At 67.4% G+C, this 16,171-nt stretch carries 14 protein-coding genes; all 14 read right to left on the bottom strand.

Going from position 1 to position 16,171, the window contains the following annotated elements; genetic code table 11:
* Positions 1-7: 7 nt before the first annotated feature.
* The 14 genes from ACFQ9R_RS07700 to ACFQ9R_RS07635 all read right to left on the bottom strand — a co-directional run bounded on the left by ACFQ9R_RS07700 (position 8) and on the right by ACFQ9R_RS07635 (position 16,169).
* A complete protein-coding gene (locus ACFQ9R_RS07700) occupies positions 8-1,000 on the bottom strand; it encodes a cutinase family protein (RefSeq protein ID WP_378989553.1) in 993 nt (330 codons plus the stop codon).
* The gene (locus ACFQ9R_RS07695) at positions 994-1,497 is read right to left on the bottom strand and encodes a DUF732 domain-containing protein (protein ID WP_378989498.1); all 504 of its coding nucleotides are present in this window, start codon (positions 1,495-1,497) and stop codon (positions 994-996) included. The genes ACFQ9R_RS07700 and ACFQ9R_RS07695 overlap by 7 nt, the downstream gene beginning before the upstream one ends.
* 113 nt (positions 1,498-1,610) lie before the next feature.
* The gene (locus ACFQ9R_RS07690) at positions 1,611-3,404 is read right to left on the bottom strand and encodes an alpha/beta hydrolase-fold protein (protein WP_378989497.1); all 1,794 of its coding nucleotides are present in this window, start codon (positions 3,402-3,404) and stop codon (positions 1,611-1,613) included.
* A 203-nt stretch (positions 3,405-3,607) separates the two neighbouring features.
* A complete protein-coding gene (locus ACFQ9R_RS07685) occupies positions 3,608-4,612 on the bottom strand; it encodes an alpha/beta hydrolase (protein WP_378989495.1) in 1,005 nt (334 codons plus the stop codon).
* Between the two features lie 298 nt (positions 4,613-4,910).
* Positions 4,911-5,972, bottom strand: coding sequence for an alpha/beta hydrolase (locus ACFQ9R_RS07680; protein WP_378989494.1), 1,062 nt, complete (start codon positions 5,970-5,972; stop codon positions 4,911-4,913).
* A gap of 301 nt (positions 5,973-6,273) precedes the next feature.
* Positions 6,274-7,344, bottom strand: a complete 1,071-nt coding sequence (locus tag ACFQ9R_RS07675) for an alpha/beta hydrolase (RefSeq protein ID WP_378637999.1) — start codon at positions 7,342-7,344, stop codon at positions 6,274-6,276.
* A gap of 233 nt (positions 7,345-7,577) precedes the next feature.
* Positions 7,578-9,473 carry a flagellar motor control protein ZomB gene (gene zomB, locus ACFQ9R_RS07670; RefSeq protein WP_378989493.1) on the bottom strand — a complete coding sequence of 632 codons (1,896 nt, stop codon included), beginning with the start codon at positions 9,471-9,473 and terminating at the stop codon, positions 7,578-7,580.
* A gap of 4 nt (positions 9,474-9,477) precedes the next feature.
* On the bottom strand, positions 9,478-10,410 hold the full coding sequence (locus ACFQ9R_RS07665; RefSeq protein WP_378989492.1) for a decaprenyl-phosphate phosphoribosyltransferase: 933 nt from the start codon (positions 10,408-10,410) through the stop codon (positions 9,478-9,480).
* 26 nt (positions 10,411-10,436) lie between these two features.
* On the bottom strand, positions 10,437-10,949 hold the full coding sequence (locus ACFQ9R_RS07660; RefSeq protein ID WP_364403367.1) for a phosphatase PAP2 family protein: 513 nt from the start codon (positions 10,947-10,949) through the stop codon (positions 10,437-10,439).
* Positions 10,950-11,023: 74 nt separating this feature from the next.
* Positions 11,024-12,934, bottom strand: coding sequence for a glycosyltransferase (locus tag ACFQ9R_RS07655; protein ID WP_378989552.1), 1,911 nt, complete (start codon positions 12,932-12,934; stop codon positions 11,024-11,026).
* Between the two features lie 8 nt (positions 12,935-12,942).
* Positions 12,943-14,181: a UDP-galactopyranose mutase gene (gene glf / locus ACFQ9R_RS07650; protein ID WP_378989491.1), complete on the bottom strand. Its 1,239-nt coding sequence runs from the start codon at positions 14,179-14,181 to the stop codon at positions 12,943-12,945.
* A 206-nt stretch (positions 14,182-14,387) separates the two neighbouring features.
* Complete coding sequence (locus ACFQ9R_RS07645; protein WP_378989490.1) at positions 14,388-15,041, bottom strand: hypothetical protein; 654 nt, start codon at positions 15,039-15,041, stop codon at positions 14,388-14,390.
* Between the two features lie 92 nt (positions 15,042-15,133).
* Positions 15,134-15,679 (bottom strand): hypothetical protein, encoded by a 546-nt coding sequence (locus ACFQ9R_RS07640; protein ID WP_378989489.1) that lies wholly within the window; start codon positions 15,677-15,679, stop codon positions 15,134-15,136.
* A 79-nt stretch (positions 15,680-15,758) separates the two neighbouring features.
* Positions 15,759-16,169: a hypothetical protein gene (locus ACFQ9R_RS07635; protein ID WP_378989488.1), complete on the bottom strand. Its 411-nt coding sequence runs from the start codon at positions 16,167-16,169 to the stop codon at positions 15,759-15,761.
* Positions 16,170-16,171: the final 2 nt, after the last annotated feature.

Here is a 16,171-nt window from a genome sequence, read left to right as displayed (position 1 = left end):
AACTCCGTCAGGAATGGGGCGGATGTGGCGCGTTCTCGATGAGCCCCGCGGCCCAATTCACCGTCCATTGAGTGGCCGTTGTGCCGTTGCCGTCCACCGTGTTCGAGGCGTACAGCGCGTGCACCGGGTTGCCCGCCGAGCGGATCAGCGCCGCGAGACTGCCCAGCGCGTTGGCCGGATTGAGCGCCTGGCGCGGCGCGTCGCAGATCATGTCGCCGGGCGCGCAGAGGGAGTTCACCTTCGGTGCCAGCGTGCCGAAACCGCCGGGCCGCGGCCCGGTCATGCTGATGCCTGGCACGTTGACGCCCTTGAGCGCCACCTCGGCGCCCTCGCCGGCGGGCGGCGGATCACCGATCTCGGTGGGCTGCCCCGGGCCGGTCGCGGTGCGGCGGCCGTCGGCGATCACTGTCACGCCGAGCACGTTGGCCTCCGGGATCGGGCCGTTGCCCGCGCCGATCTGGGCGGCCACGTCACCGGCGATCACCGCGCCCTGGGAGAAGCCCGCGATGACGAAGTTCGTCAACGGGCATTCCTTGTGGCGCTGAGCCAGCACGTCGGTAGCGCGCGCGGTGCCTTCGGTGCGGCTGTTGTTGTAGGAAGCCTGACCGTCGGGCGGGAACGCGATCGGGTTCGAGAACTGCGCCACGTACGGAACCGTGTACACCTCGAGCCGGTTGTCGGGGAACTGCGCGCGCAGTGGCCCGGACACGCTGAGCATCAACGAGATCGGGTTCGCCTGCGGGTTGTACGGATCGTCGGCGCTCGACGACTCCCAGGTGCCCGGGATCGAGAGCAGCATCACATCGGGGCAATCGGCCGACTGCGACGTCGGCGGCGGCGGGCCGGGCGGCGTCGGCCCCGGCTCCTTCAACCGGCCCGCGAGCAGGTACCAGAGCAGCACGATGACGATGATCGCCAGCACGAGCAGCGCCAGCACGGTCAAGCACCCCGCAGGCCAGAACCTGCGGGTGCGTCGCGTCGGTCGGGGCGTCACTAGCAGTAGGTGGAGTTCGCGGCAGCGATGTAGATCTGTGCTGCCTTGTTGACGTCCATCTTCGAGGCGTCGAAGGACGGGTCGGTGCCCGCCATCGCCGCGACGAAGGTGGCCACGTCGGCGTCACTGGCACCGGTGCCCTTGGTGGAACAGATGTAGGTCGCCGTGGTGATCGCGGTCGTCTGGTCGCCCGGGGTGATCCCGTTCTTGGCCAGCTCGTCCAGGAACGCCTTGTCCTTGCCGGTCGCGGGTGCGGCGGCGCTGGTCTGCGGGAGGGGCGTCGGCTCCTCGGCGGGCGCACTGGTCTCCGGCGCGGTGCTCGACGGGGCCTCGGCCGGCGGCTCGATGACCACGGGCGGCGTCGTCGTCGACTTCGCGGCCGCGCTGGTGGACAGGGTGGGCGTCTGCGACGCGGTCGAGTCGTTGCCGCCGCAGGCGGACAACAGGGCGACGGCAGCCAGGGCCGCGACCGATCCGGCTACCGTGCCAGGGATCCGATGCATGAAGATGTCTTTCCTCGATCGTTCGTCAGGGAAGCGGTCGCAGACCAGGCTAGCCGGAGGATCGGCGCTGCCGGGCACTGCGCGGCGAAGCTCAGAGAGTTCTCAGCCCGAGATCACACCCCGTGGACTTCGGATTTGCCGTCTCGCACCACGATGAACCCGGTCTGAAAGTTCTGCTGGATTCCGCCGGGAACGGTGAACTCGTCGCTCACCGGATACCCGAGCCTGCCGTTCTCGAACCCCTGCGCGCCCCAGGCGTCGGCGAGCGCGCCGTTGCGCACCGACCAGGCGCCCGAGAGCGGGCTCCAATAGATGTTGCCGCCCTCGAACCGGCTGAATCGGCCGAGATCCTTCAGCGGCGCCTCCTCGGCGACCGGGAAACCGAGCGGGCTGTTCTCGAAGCCGAGCTGGCTGTACTTGTCCAGGACGAAGCCCTGCACCCGGTGTGCGCCGGTGGCCGGGCTGTAGAACATCGGACCGTGTTCGAAGGCCTGTACCGAGCCGTCACGGCTGGGTGTGCGCGCCTCGGCGGCCACCGGGTAACCGGCGGGACCGCCCTCGAAACCCTGCTTGCCCCACTCCTCGAGGAACGCGCCGCGCATCACCTGCGCGCCGGTCTGCGGGGTCCAATAGATCGAGCCGCCTTCGAAGGTCTGCATGCGCCCACGCCCGTCGGGCAGGCCGTGCTCGTCGCCGGTGGGCATGCCGAGCGGCGAGGCCGGTCCGCCGATACCGGCGTAGGTGCCGCCGATGCGCCCGCCCACCGCGTGCGTGCCCGCCGCCGCGGAATGGAACACCCGGCCGTTCGGGAAGTCCTGCACCATTCCGGTGCCCGCCGGGTATTCGGCGGTGAGGCAGTTACCCAGCCAGTTCGCCGCCTGCGCCACCCCGGCGATCGCCCCGCCCAGCGTGCAGGTGGCGCCGCCGGGATCGGTCCCGAGCGCCGCGGCGGCCTGCGACCACGACTGACGCATCTCGAAATCCCAGTACGGCCAGGTATGGGTGCCCGCGGGCCGATAGTTCGCCTGCACCGGGATCGCCAGCTTCTCCAGCTTGGCGACGAAATTCTGGGTCGACAGGCGCGAGAGGATCTCCAGGCCGGTACCCGCCCAGTTCTCGCTCATCAACGGCACTTCGCCGAGCTGATCGTGCGAGCCGGCCAGGCCGCTGCCGCTGGAGACGTACATGCTCACGCCTTTGAGCTTGTCGGCCAGCAGGTACGGGTCGTGCGCCTCCCATTCGGGGCTGCCGGGCGGGCCCCACATCGCGCCCGCGTCGAAACCGCCCGCGTCCTTGTTGGCGAAGGTGATCGCCTGCGGCATGCCGAGTGTCGTCGTGGTGAGCAGGCCCGAGTACGAGGCCACGTATTTCATCAGCCCCGGATTGCGGCCCGCGAGGTTCATCGCCGCCGTGCCGCCCATCGAAAGTCCCTGTACGCCACGCACATCCGTGGTTCGCCAGTCACGTTCCAGGATCGGCGGGAGTTCCTTGGTCAGGAAGGTCTCCCACTTGTAGGTGAAGCCGTTGTCGGGCGCGAGCCAGTCGGAGTACCAGCTCGACTGACCACCCACCGGCAGCACCACATTGACGTTCTTGTCGGCGTAGAAACCCTCGGCGTCGGCGTCTTTGGTCCAGCCGTTCTCGTCGTCCTGCGCGCGCAGACCGTCGAGCATGAGCATCATCGGGAACTTCGCGTCGGGGCGCACATTCCAGTCCCGCGCCAACAGCATCTGCACCTGGATCGGGGTCTTCATGGCGGCCGAGTACACCCACAGCGCCACCCGCCGATCCGAGAGCCAGTCCACCCGCTGCACCGCCGACACCGCGGGTTGCGCCTGCGCCGGAACGGCGACAGTTGGCGCGAGCAGCGCCGCCGCCATGGCCGCGATGCCGAGGATCCGCCGCATCGGCGCTGAAACACTATGAACCGAGACACGATGTTTCATCACACGCGACCCTCCTCATCCCGGAATTGGGACACAGCATCACCGTCGGTTGTACCGCAATAATGAGCGATAACTGGGGAGGACACGCGAGCCGCGTGCGCAGCAAAAAGACCGGCTCACCCTGGGGGTGAGCCGGTCTTCGAGTTGTTGCTGAGCGGAAACTACTAGGCGCCCAGTGCATTCAGGATGTGCGGACGCGCCTTCCACAGCTCGTCTTCCCAGTACTTCCACGAGTGGGTACCGGCGGCACCGACGTCGTAGACGGCGTTGATGCCGAGGGTGTTGAGGCGACGCTGGAACGCGAGCGTGCTCACGAACGAGATGGCCTCGATACCCATCGCGTTGGCGGTGTTGTAGGCACCGCCGAGGCCGGCCGGCTTGTCGTGCTGGGCGGGCAGGCCGTTGGCCGAGGAGATGAACAGCGGCAGGCCGCGCAGCTCGGGGGCGAACACCATCGGGTCCATCCGCAGCCACGCCGAGCTCCACGGCGCGGCCATGGCGTCGACGTTGAAACGGCCCGCGTCGAGCATCATCACGCGGATGGCCTCACGCATGCCGGGGGCACCCCAGTTCAGCGGGCCCGAGAGCGAGGACGCGTGCTTGAACTGATCGCGGTTCAGCGCGGCGAGGCGCAGCGCGGCCGGACCCGACATCGACAGGCCGAGCACCGCGTTGTTCGAGCGGGACACGCCGTAGCCCTCGAGGAAGGCCGGGAGCTCTTCGGTCAGGAAGGTCTCCCACTTGTAGGTGGTCTTCTGGCCGTTGGTGTTGCTGGCGGCGGTCCAGTCGGCGTACCAGCTGGACTGGCCACCGACCGGCATCACCAGGGTGACGTTGTCGTTGCTGAACTGCTGCATCGCGTTGGTCTCGAACGACCAGGCGTTGCGGTCGTCACGGGCGCGAAGGCCGTCGAGCAGGTAGAGCGCGGCGTTGCCGCCGTTGCGCGCCCACTGCACCTGGACCTTCACCGGGCCCATCTTCGAGGGCACCATGAGTTCTTCGTAGCCACCGGCCGGTGCGCGCAACACGGGTGCCGACACCGATGGTGCGGCAAGCGCGGTCGGGGCCGCTCCCGCGGCGATCGGCAGCACAAGGGCTGCAGCGCCGACAGCTAGAATTCGATTACGCCAACCACGAGATGCCGGCGCGACGGCCTTGCCGAAACGCATGTGAATTCCGCTCTCTTTCTGCTGTTATGGCATGCCAGCCTCGTCTGCCGTCCTCGACGCGGCCCCGACAGCCCGGTCGATCAGACGGATGAAACAACGATCTGGTCACACTTACGCTCGCTGGAGGATATTCCACGCACGAATTAACTGCAAGGCCAACAGAAGTCGGCTGTGAAATGCCCGTATGGGCGGCGTGTCGGGCTGGCCCGATCAACCCTGGTAGACGGACGTGGCGAGGGGTCAGCGGGAGAAAAGAAACGCCCGGCGCAGTTATGCGCCGGGCGTTTCCGGAGATCGGCTAGCCGATGTTGTTCGACAAATCCGGGATCATCCGCAGTGCTTCGTCATTCCAGTTGTTCCAGGCGTGGATGCCGAAGGCCGGGAAAGAGTAGGTGACGTTACGGGCGCCCAGCGTCGCCATCCTGACTTCGAAAGCCTTGGTGTTGGCCAGCGCCAAGGCTTCCAGCGCCATCCCGTTGACGGTGCCCATGTTCGGGCCGTCGGTACTCGTCGGCAAGCCTGAGCCGGCCGCTATCCACAGCCGGGTGTTGTTGCCCACCAGGTTGGGGGCGAACACGAACGGGTCCATCCGCAGCCACTGTGGGCCCCACGGCGGTGCCATGGAGTCCACGTTGTAGCCGCCCGCGTCGAGCATCGCGAGCCGGATGGCCTCGCGCATGCCGGGGGCCGAGATGTTCAGGTACCCCGAATACGCACCGGCGAAGGAGAATTGGTCCGGGTGGTAGGCGGCCAGCGTCAGCGCGGCCGAGCCGCCCATCGACAGGCCGAACACGCCGTTGCGGAAGCGGTTGAAGCCGAGGCGGTCGGCGAGCGCATTGCGCAGATCGCCGGTGAGGAACGATTCCCACTGATAGCGGTAGCTCTTGCCCGGTCCACCGGCCAGCGCGTTGCCCGCGCCGGAACCCGACGACGGCGCACCGTTGCCCGCGATACCGAAGAAATCGCTCGGCGCGTTCCAGTCGGCGTAGAAGCTCGACATGCCGCCGACGGGCATCACCACATTGATATTCGCCGCGGCGAGCGCGTTGGGGATATCGGTTTCGATCTCCCAGCCGTTGAGCGTCTCCGGTGCGCGCATGCCGTCGAGGACGTAGACGACACGGTTGGTATTGCCGTCGGCGGCGCGCAGCACGCGCGACTTGATCGGACCCATCCCGGAATCGACCCAGAAATCGAAGGCGTTGCCGTTGAAGCCGGCCGAGGCGGGGGCGATTCCTCCGGTGACGGCCGTCGCGATCGGAACGAGCAGAGCCATGGATACGCCCGCGGCCCAGCGCCGAGCCCACGAACCAGGGGCTGCGGTCTTCACGGGCCTACGCTTGCGGCGCAGTGTTCGCATTCGACTAGACCTTTCTCGCAGACCGAACGCGCAAATCCCGAGCTACGCAGTCGGATCCCTCATCGGACGTCGAGAGAAACCAATCCAGGGCAAAACGGACGATTCAACCTCGACGCATGCTCACTGTGTATAAATCGGTGACGAATGGTCTACATGTTGCTGGAAAGTGACCCAGAGCACAACTCCCGGTGATCTGTCGCACATGATTCGTCACCGCCTGTGGCTCGGATCGTGACGAAAACGAAGAAAACCGCCCGGCGCTGACGAGGCACCGGGCGGTTTTCGGGTCGAGCTGGAGTGACTAGCCGATGTTCGCGGACAGGTCCGGGATCATGCGGTTGACTTCGGTCTCCCAGTTGCGCCAGTTGTGCACGCCGGTGATCGGGAAGTCGAAGTGGGCGTTGCCGCCACCGAGGGTGGCCATCCGGACCTGGAACGCGCGGCTGTTCACCATCGCGAGCAGCTCCAGCGGGACGCCCTGGACGATCTCCATCGGGTTGGACACGTCACCGGCGCCGGGGATACCGCTGGCCGCGGAGACCCAGATGCGGGTGCCGTTGCCGACCAGGCGCGGGGCGAAGACGAACGGGTCCATGTGGAACCACTGCTGGCCCCACGGCGGCGCCATCGCGTCGATGTTGAACGCGCCCGCCGAGACCATCGCCACGCGCATGGCTTCACGCATACCGGGCGCCGAGATGTTCAGGTACCCGGAGAACGAGCCCGCGAAGCTGAACTGGTCGGGGTGGTAGGCGGCCAGCGTCAGCGCGGCGGAGCCACCCATCGACAGACCGAACACGCCGTTGTTGTTGGGGTTGAAGCCCAAGCGCGCCGACAGCGCGTTGCGCAGGTGGCTCGTGAGGAAGGTTTCCCACTTGTAGGTGTTCTTCTTGCCCGCCACCTGGGTGGGCGCGACCGACGAACCGGTCATCGCCGAACCGGTCGCCGCCGAACCGGTGGAGCTACCACCCGAACCGGCGTCGAGGCCGAAGAAGCTGCTCGGCGCGTTCCAGTCGGCATAGAAGCTGGACTGGCCACCGACCGGCATCACGACGTTGATGTTGGCGTCCATCAGCGCGCGGGCGACATTGGTGTCTTTCTCCCAGCCGCTGAGGTCGTCGCCCGCACGCATACCGTCGAGCGCGTACACGACCCGATTGGTGTTGCCATCGGCCGCGCGGAAGATCCGCGACTTGATCGGGCCCATCTCCGAGTCGACCCAGAAGTCGAAACCTGTGGGATCGAAGGCCGCCGTCGCGGTGCCGGTGGGACCGGCCACAGCCGCACCGATCGGCAGCACTACAGCCAGGGAGAGAAGCACCGATCGTTTGAGCCAGCCGGCTCCCCGGGCTCTGAGACGTCCGCCACGCATTCTGTTATGGGCCTTTCCTCATGCGGTTCGCGCGGAACCGCGGTTGCAATGACCGCCGACTAGTTACCGGCACACCAGTGCGCCGACGGGCCGTTCCTCCAGTGACCATATCGCTACATACATAGCTTGGCGTTACCGAAAAGTGATTTAGCGGCGAACACCACTAAATAAGGCCTGGCCAGCCGGTGTGTGTCATAGGTCGACGGGTATCGATACCGACCGGCCGGGCCTGTTCAGCGTGGGGGCTCGGGGAAAGGATCAACCAGCCCACAACGCTGGATCTCGTACTTGGGCACCCGGTCGATCCGGTATTTCGAGAAGGCGAGGGCATTGCGGAAGTTGTGCTTGAACCGGTCCAGGGTGAGCGGTTCGCGCACAGAGATCATCAGCGCCTGGGTCTGCGGGCACGACATCGCCGTGCGCGCCTGGGTGACCCATTTCTCGTCCATGTACCAGGGCATCCACGGGTGGATGTCGACCATGCCCGAGTCCGCCACGACCCAGTCCGGCAGCAGGCTCTTGTCGTGGCCGATGCGGCCGTCGGCGAGCCGGTCCGAGTGCGCGGCCAGCGGGTAGGCCAGGCCCATCGGGTCGATCACGCGGACGTCCAGCGGCACGTTCATGCTCGTCATGCCCAGGTTCAGGAAGTAGACCGTGTGCCCGGAACCCTCCTCGGGGATCGGCTCCGGCGGCGGGTCGAGGTACCAGAACGTGAACGCGGGCGAGTTCAGCAGCAGGCCGCCCTTGGGGTTGGCGGCGATGTCGTTGACCATGGCCCGCATACGCGGGTAGTCGAGGTAGTCCTCGGCGAGGATCGGGTGGTCGCGGCCGGTGTTGAGGACGTAGTAGATGCGCTCGTCGACGATGCCCGACGAGCGGATCTTCGTGCCGGTCGTGATCGCCGTCGTGTTCGACGCGTACAGCGACCAGCCCGCGGTGCCGAGCAGCGCGATCAACAGCAGTCCGACAGACCAGTCGCTGCGCCGCGATCGCATCGGAATCGGGACCACGGCCACCGGCAACAGCAGCAGGAACAGCTGGGTGAGCAGCATCCGCCCGTGCATGAAGTCGCCGCCGACGCGCACCGCGTACACGGTGAGCAGCAGACCGCTGCCGAGCACCATCACCACGACCGCGCTCGGCGAACGCAGCCACGCACGCAGGCCAGCCACCGAGAACGGCGGCAGCGCGAAGCCGCGCGCGACCCCGGCCACCACACCGGCGATCAGCAGCACGAGCAGCGGAATCCACAGGTAGTACGGACCGACGAGGTCCCACAGGTAGATGGCGCCCTGCCCCCATTTGGCCCCGCCCGCGTCCTTGGCGACCGCGGTGTTCGGGTAGGGCAGGCCGTAGTAGCCCATCCGCCAGATCTGGTACCCCACCGGCACGATCCCGGCGACGAACACGATCAGCGCCCGCAGCGCGATCGGCCCGAACCGGAACGCGGGCATCGGCGCCAGGAAGATCATCCCGAGCGCGAGCACGCCGATCAGCGTGGCCTCGGGACGAACCAGCGGCGCGAGCCCGGCCAGGAACACCAGGCCCAACAGGCTCGGCACGCGGACGACGGCGGCCTGACTCCAGCGGATCATCAACCACCACAGCAGCCCGACCCAGCAGATCACCAGGCCGCTCTCCAGCCCGGAGGTCGCGTAGTCACGCGCGGGCGGCAGCGCGATGTAGACCAGCACACCGGCAGGGATCAGCAACTGACCGCTGGTTCCGCCCCACAGCCGCGCGGTGCCGAGCATCGCGAACACCACCGCGAGCACCGAGACCACCAGCGCCACCCCGAGCACCACGTACTCGAGGCGGGCCTGGGTAAGCCAGGAGAAGAACCAGACCAGGTAGGTCCACGCGGTGCTGGTGTTCGCCTCGACCCGCTCGTCGGCATTGAAGACCGGGCCGTTGCCCGCGAGCAGGTTGCGGACCGTGCGCAGCACGATCAGGCCGTCATCGGCGATCCAGCGCCGCTGCCACGCACCCACCGTGAACAGCACGGCGGTGATGACCACCCCACCGACGAAGATGGCGCGGGACAGAACCGAGGAACGCGCGTCAGGACGCGGCGACTCGTCGTCGCGTAGCTGCTCGTCTTCGGTTGAATCCTGCTCCGCTACCAACATCTCGTCAGGTGAGATAGACAGCGACACCTACCGCTCCGATCCAGGCAATAGCGAGGAACTGCAGGATGCGGTCCCCCAACGCGATCTCTTCGGGTTCACCGGCCTCGCCACCATCGACGTCGACCGCGTAACGCAGGATTGCGATGGTAAACGGGATCATCGAGATCGAGTACCACTGGGTGTCTCGAGCCGAGTCCTGCTGGAAGGCCCAGAGGCCGTAGAAGACCACGACCGCGGTGGCCGCGAGCGTCCAGATGAAGCGCAGGTAGGTCGGGGTGTAGTACTCGAGCGACTTGCGGATCTTGGCGCCGGTGTCGAGCGCGATCGCCAGTTCGGCGTACCGCTTGCCCGCGGCCATGAACAGCGAGCCGAACGCCATGATCAGCAGGAACCACTGCGACAGCGCGATTCCGGCCGCCGCGCCACCGGCGACGGCGCGCAGCAGGAAGCCCGAGGACACGATGCAGATATCGAGCACGGCCTGGTGCTTGAGCCCGAGGCAGTAGGCCAGCTGGATGCCGATGTAGATCGCCATCACCACAGCCAGGTGCCACGATGCCAGGAACGAACCGGCGATCGAACCGATCAGCAGCACCGCCGACAGCGCGTAAGCCAGGTTGACAGGAACGACGCCCGCCGCGATCGGCCGGAACCGCTTGGTCGGGTGCGCCCGGTCGGCGTCGACGTCGAGCGAGTCGTTGACCAGGTAGATGCCCGAGGCCGCCATGCAGAACACGATGAACGCGATCGCGACATGCACGAGCACGCCCGCGTCGCCCACCGCTTCCGGCCCTACGGCGAGCGGTGCGGCGAGCACCAGGACGTTCTTGACCCACTGACGTGGGCGCATGGCCTTGATGACACCACCGAGCAGCGTCTTCGGCGGGCCCTTCACAGCACCCTCGTCAAGGACGGCGGCGGACGGTTCTTCGCTCATCTGGGCCAAAGTTCTTTCAGTTGCGGTCACTGTCGGAGTCTCTTTTCGGCGGCTAGCACGGCAGCAGCCGACGCGGCCCCCAAAGCGGAACCGGCGATCACGTCGGAAGGGTAATGCACCCCGAGTACAACTCGGGACAGCAGCATCGGTGGGACGATCACCGCTGGCAAGGGTAGCCCGGTCAGCCGCCCGAGCAACACCGCCGCGGCCGTGGTGGACGTGGCGTGCGAGGACGGGAAGCTCAGCTTGCTCGGCGTCGACACGTTGACCTGCACCGACGGATCGTTGGGGCGCGGGCGGCGAACGATCCGCTTGATCACGATGGACGCGGCGTGCGCGCCGACCGCGCCGACCGCGACACCGGCCCACTGGCGGCGGCGCGGCTTGTCGACCAGCCAGCCCGCGGCGGCGATGCCGACCCAGCCGAGCGCGTGCTCGCCGAAGTGCGACATGCCGCGCGCGGCGGAGACGACGGCCGGGTTGCTGCCGATGGTGCCCTGCACGGCGTTGAGGATCGCGACCTCGACCGGGACCTCCACGTAGTCGCCGCTGCAATCGCAGCCGCCGCAGCAGCCTTCCTCGGCCAGCTCGAGCTCGGGCAGTTCGGTGTCGGTCACTTCGCGGTTCCGTTCAGGCCGAAGGTCTTCTCCCACGCCGCCGTGCTGGTGAGCTCGGCGTGCGCGGCCCGGTAGCGCTGCTGCATCTCCGGGAAGCGGGCGGTGAGTTCCTTGCGCAGGCGCATGGCTTCCTTGAGCAGGTCGCGGGCCTGGCGTGGGTCGCGCTTGCGGTAGACGACGCCGCGGCCGTCAGCGGTGGTCACGGTGACGCCGTCGACCTGCGAGAGCAGGTACCAGCGCGCGTCCAGCGTCGGCACGTTGAGCTGCGGCGTCTCGTAGGCGGCCGGATCGGCCTTGCGGAAGTTGTGCACCACGCCCTTGGCCAGGCGCGCGACCTTGGCGATGGGGTTGCCCGGTTCGCCGACCGCGCCGACGCCGTGGCGGTTGGCCAGCGGCAGTTCGGTGGACGAGGGCACGACCACGGCGTCCGGGAACTCCTTGCGCATGCCGTGGATCTTGCCCAGCGCGGTGGGGAGCAGGTCGAACAGACCCTCGGGACCGGCCAGGAAGTCGCGGATCGCCTCGTTCTGGATGGCGACCGTGGAGTACTCCAGGCACAGCAGGTGCTTGAGGGTGGCCTTGATCGTGTTCACGATCATCGGCTTGCCGTCGCCGGGCAGGTGCAGGGACGCGACCACGAGGCGGTTGCGCAGGTGGAAGTAGGCCTGCCAGTCGATGGCGTCGTCCTTGTCGGACCAGGCCATGTGCCAGACCGCCGCACCCGGCAGGGTGATGGTCGGGTAGCCGGCTTCGCGGGCGCGCAGACCGTACTCGACGTCGTCCCACTTGAGGAACAGCGGCAGCGGCTGACCGATCTGTTCGGCGACCTGACGCGGGATCACGCAGGTCCACCAGCCGTTGAAGTCGACGTCGATGCGTCGGTGCAGCAGCTTGGAGTTGTCGCGGTCCTTGAGCGGGTACTTCGAGAAGTCGTGGTCGTATTCGACATTCGGCGCCGAGGACCACATGAAGATCCCGCGATCGACGACCTCGCCCATGCTGTGCAGGTGCGAACGCTCCTGCAGGTTCAGCATCTGCCCGCCGACCAGCAGCGGCGACTTCGCGAATCGGGAGAACGCGAGGGCACGCAGGATGGAGTCGGGCTCGATCTCGATGTCGTCGTCCATGTAGACGATGTACTCGGCGTCGGTCTTGAGCGCCTCGTACATGACCCGGCTGTATCCGCCGGAACCACCGAGGTTGGGCTGATCACAGATCGAGAGCCGGTCGCCGAGGGTCGCGGCGGCTTCGGTGAAGCCGGGCTCGTCGACCACCTTGCGGTTGCCCTGGTCCGCGACGATCACCGCGGCGATGTTGCCGAGCACCAACGGATCCGAGCCGAGCGCGCCGAGCGTCTTGACCAGGTCGGTAGGGCGGTTGAAGGTGGGCATGCCGACCGCGATCGAGCCGGTGCCCGCCGCTTCCTGCGGTGCGTACCAACCGCCGGACAGCAGCGTGACGGCCGTGTCGGTGGTGATGTCGAACCAGATCCAGCCGCCGTCTTCGAACGGGCCCAGATCGGTTTCGAATTCCACGACCACCGAGTCCGCGCCTTGTGCGACGGCGAACTCCTTGCCCTGCACGTGAATTCGCGAACCGTCGGCCTTGGACCGGTAGACGTCGGCGCGGCCGTGCCCGGCCAGTTCCAGGCGAAGGACCACCGACTTCAGCACGCTCCAGCGACGCCAGTAGCTGGCGGGCAGCGCGTTGAAGTAGGTGCAGAACGACACCTCCGATTCCGCGCCGATCGACAGCGCGGTGCGGCTGGTGGCGTGCGCGCGACGGGCGTTGGTGGTGGACTCCTCCAGGTAGAGGGTCCGCACGTCGAGGGGCTCACCCGGCCGCGGCAGGATGACCCGCTGCAGCAGCGAAATGGCGCGAGTTTCGGTGGTCACGTCTTCGAGCATGGCTTTCGTCACGCCTCGTCCACCAATGCCGCGCCGGATTCCAGGTGCGGACGCAGCACGTTCTCGAACATGCTCAGCGCCGAACCGATCGCCATGTGCATGTCCAGGTACTGGTAGGTCCCCAGACGGCCGCCGAACAGCACCTTCTTCTCGGCGGTCTCCTGCTTGGCCCGCTCGCGGTAGGCCAGCAGCTTGGCGCGGTCCTCGGGGGTGTTGATCGGGTAGTACGGCTCGTCGCCGGTCTGCGCGAAGCGGGAGAACTCGCGCATGATGACCGTCTTGTCGGTCGGGTAGTCGCGCTCGGGGTGGAAGTGGCGCGGCTCGATGATGCGGGTGAACGGGACGTCGGCGTCGTTGTAGTTCATGACGCTGGTGCCCTGGTAGTCACCGGTCTCGAGGACTTCGGTCTCGAAGTCGATGGTGCGCCAGCCCAATTCGCCCTCGGCGTAGTCGAAGTAGTGGTCCAGCGGGCCCGTGTAGACGACCGGTGCTTCCGGGTTGGCCGCGACGATCTCGTCACGCACGTCGAACCAGTCGGTGTTCACCCTGACCTCGATGAGGTCGGAGGCGGCCATGTTCTCCAGCCACTTCGTGTAGCCGTTCTTGGGCAGACCCTCGTAGGTGTCGTTGAAGTAGCGGTTGTCGAAGGTGTAGCGCACCGGCAGGCGGGTGATGTTGCCCGCGGGCAGTTCCTTCGGGTCGGTCTGCCACTGCTTGGCGGTGTAGTCGCGGATGAACGCCTCGTAGAGCGGGCGGCCGATCAACGAGATCGCCTTCTCCTCGAGGTTCTGCGCGTCGGCGGATTCGACCTCGGCGGCCTGCTCGGCGATGAGCTTGCGAGCCTCTTCCGGGGTGAAGTAGCGGCCGAAGAACTGCGAGATCATGCCGAGGCCCATCGGCAGCGGGTACGCCTGGCCCTTGTGCAGCCCGAACACCCGGTGCTGGTACCCGGTGAACTCGGTGAACTGGGTGACGTAGTCCCAGACCTTCTTGTTGGACGTGTGGAACAGGTGGGCGCCGTACTTGTGGATCTCGATACCGGTTTCCGGTTCGGGTTCGGAGTAGGCGTTGCCACCCAGGTGGTAGCGGCGGTCGATCACCAATACCCGCTTGCCCAGCACGTTCGCTGCACGCTCGGCGACGGTCAGCCCGAAGAAACCGGAGCCGACCACGATCAGGTCGTACTGGTTTGCCGGGGCATTGGAATCTGCGTTGACGGAGTTACCCGAGGACGATGCGGCGGTCACGGGTGCCCAGCGTATCGGAAGACCACCGTTTGTCCCGGCGGAGTCTCCGACCACGCCTTGACCAGGGCCGATCCATCCTTCAGGAAGGCGCCGGCCCAGCAGACCGGGTCAGTACCCCTGAAACGGGTATCCGCCGGGTCACTCGGCCCGTACCCAGCGACCGGTGGACAGCGCGGCGGCCGGCACCGAGCCGCCGGCGCCGACCGTCAGTACTGCGGGTATTGCTGATAACCGCCCGGCCGCCCTGCCCGGATCCAGCGGCCCGTGGACGGCGCGGCCGCCAGAACCAGGATCAGCAGGGGGATGATGCTGGTGATTATCCCGACGACCAGGGTGACCGCCGGCTCTTCCGACCCGGTCGAGACCGCCGCTACGATCGAAATCGCACTGAAGACCAGGGCAAGCGTGGACAGCAGGATGAGGATCACCCGGCCCGCGGTCTTGCGGCGGAACAGCAGAATCGCGCCGAGCAACCACAGCAGGCCCACCGCGGCACCGATCAGCAGGCTGACGGTCGCCGCGGATCGAACCTCGTCCCCGGCGGCACTTCCGGTGTTCTCGCCGAACAGGATCGCCGCGGCGATACCGAGGCCGGCCAGTGCGAGCAGTGACAGCAGCAGTGAGATGACCGCGGCGGTGATCGCCGTGCCGCCGCCCGCTCGCGGCTCACCGTAGCCCTGGGCGTACGGATAGGGCGCGGCGCCGTAAGCCGGTGCGCCATAACCGTTTTGGACGGGTGCGCCGTAGGGTTGCGGATAGCCCGGCTGACCGCCGTACGGGTCGGGTCCGTAACCGGGTTGCGCATACCCCTGCCCCGCGTACGGGTCATGGCCCTGCTGTGGACCGTACGGATACCCCATCGTGTTCCCCCTCCTGGCGAGCTGTCCCTGAAGCCGCTAACTCGTTTCCCGGCCTCGCAGCACCCCTCCACGGCAATGCTGACCTGCTGAAACTATACGTTCGGTCCGGCAACATCGTCCGGGCGAGCGAGTGTATAGGCCGCGGTCCACGGCAGTGCCGCGGACAACAGCACGAGCCCACCGAACAGCGCGCCCGAAAGTGCCGCCGCCCAACTGTGATTCACGATCGCCGTCACCGCGCCGGGTACCCCGCCGAGGCCGGTCGCAATCGAGCGGATGACGGGTTCGTCGGCGAACCAGTGGATTCCGTACCCGGAGTCGTAGTTCACGAGCGCGGCGAGCAGGCCGAGCGCCCCGAGGGCGAGCTGCGCGCCGGCGGCGACCACGATCACCCAGCGCCCGGTGTCGTCCCTGCGCGCCAGCAGCAGGCCGCCGTAAGCGAACGCGAACATCGACACCAGCCCGCCGAGCGTGGCGAACAGCGTGAGCGAGTCGTCGAGTTCGCCCGGATCGCTCAGGAACGACCGCACGAGAACCACCGCACCCACCAGATTCGCCGCGGCGGCGATCCCCGCGAGGCACCCGGCGACGATCGCCGCCACCTCACCGCTCTTCGACTTCGTCTCCAGCACGACCATCCCCCGACCGTAGCGCCATCAGCCGCGACGTACCGAGTTCGAGAAGCACGCGCGTCGAGCCGACCGCCACCGCTACGCCCTATCGCGTGATGGTCCAGCGCCGCGTCGGCTCACTCAGGCTGAGCGCGAGGATCACCACGTTGAGCGCCAGCCACGCGTCCAGCGGCCCGAACCGCCAGCCGTGACCGGCCCCGTTGAGCACGACGACCAGCAACGTCGCCCCCGCCATCACCGCGGCCATGGTGAGCAGCATTCGCCTGCCGAGCATCCGCCGACGCAACAGCAGCACCGCCCCGAGCAGATACACCACCCCGAGCCCGCCGACGATCCCCGCGCCCACGTAGTCGAGGTCGATCTCGCGCCCGAGCACCCGGAGTACGGCGGTCGCCGTGCCGACGAAGATTCCCGCCGCGCCGACCAGCACCCCGAGCCAGCCCGCGATCAGCGCGGTCACCGCACGCGAAGGCCGCTCCGGCCGCACCTGTTCCACCA

The sequence above is a fragment of the Nocardia sp. NPDC056541 genome, assembly GCF_042794235.1.
Taxonomy (GTDB): domain Bacteria; phylum Actinomycetota; class Actinomycetes; order Mycobacteriales; family Mycobacteriaceae; genus Nocardia.
Note: the sequence above shows the minus strand (reverse complement) of the source record. Positions and strands in the feature narration are given on the sequence as shown.

Bases quoted from the DNA above. Each gene is read 5' to 3' on its own strand.
- ACFQ9R_RS07645 (WP_378989490.1), bottom strand. From the start codon at position 15,041: ATGGGGTATCCGTACGGTCCACAGCAGGGCCATGACCCGTACGCGGGG.
- zomB (WP_378989493.1), bottom strand. From the start codon at position 9,473: ATGTTGGTAGCGGAGCAGGATTCAACCGAAGACGAGCAGCTACGCGAC.
- ACFQ9R_RS07640 (WP_378989489.1), bottom strand. From the start codon at position 15,679: ATGGTCGTGCTGGAGACGAAGTCGAAGAGCGGTGAGGTGGCGGCGATC.
- ACFQ9R_RS07685 (WP_378989495.1), bottom strand. From the start codon at position 4,612: ATGCGTTTCGGCAAGGCCGTCGCGCCGGCATCTCGTGGTTGGCGTAAT.
- ACFQ9R_RS07680 (WP_378989494.1), bottom strand. From the start codon at position 5,972: ATGCGAACACTGCGCCGCAAGCGTAGGCCCGTGAAGACCGCAGCCCCT.
- ACFQ9R_RS07675 (WP_378637999.1), bottom strand. From the start codon at position 7,344: ATGCGTGGCGGACGTCTCAGAGCCCGGGGAGCCGGCTGGCTCAAACGA.
- ACFQ9R_RS07695 (WP_378989498.1), bottom strand. From the start codon at position 1,497: ATGCATCGGATCCCTGGCACGGTAGCCGGATCGGTCGCGGCCCTGGCT.
- ACFQ9R_RS07665 (WP_378989492.1), bottom strand. From the start codon at position 10,410: ATGAGCGAAGAACCGTCCGCCGCCGTCCTTGACGAGGGTGCTGTGAAG.
- ACFQ9R_RS07655 (WP_378989552.1), bottom strand. From the start codon at position 12,934: ATGCTCGAAGACGTGACCACCGAAACTCGCGCCATTTCGCTGCTGCAG.
- ACFQ9R_RS07690 (WP_378989497.1), bottom strand. From the start codon at position 3,404: ATGCGGCGGATCCTCGGCATCGCGGCCATGGCGGCGGCGCTGCTCGCG.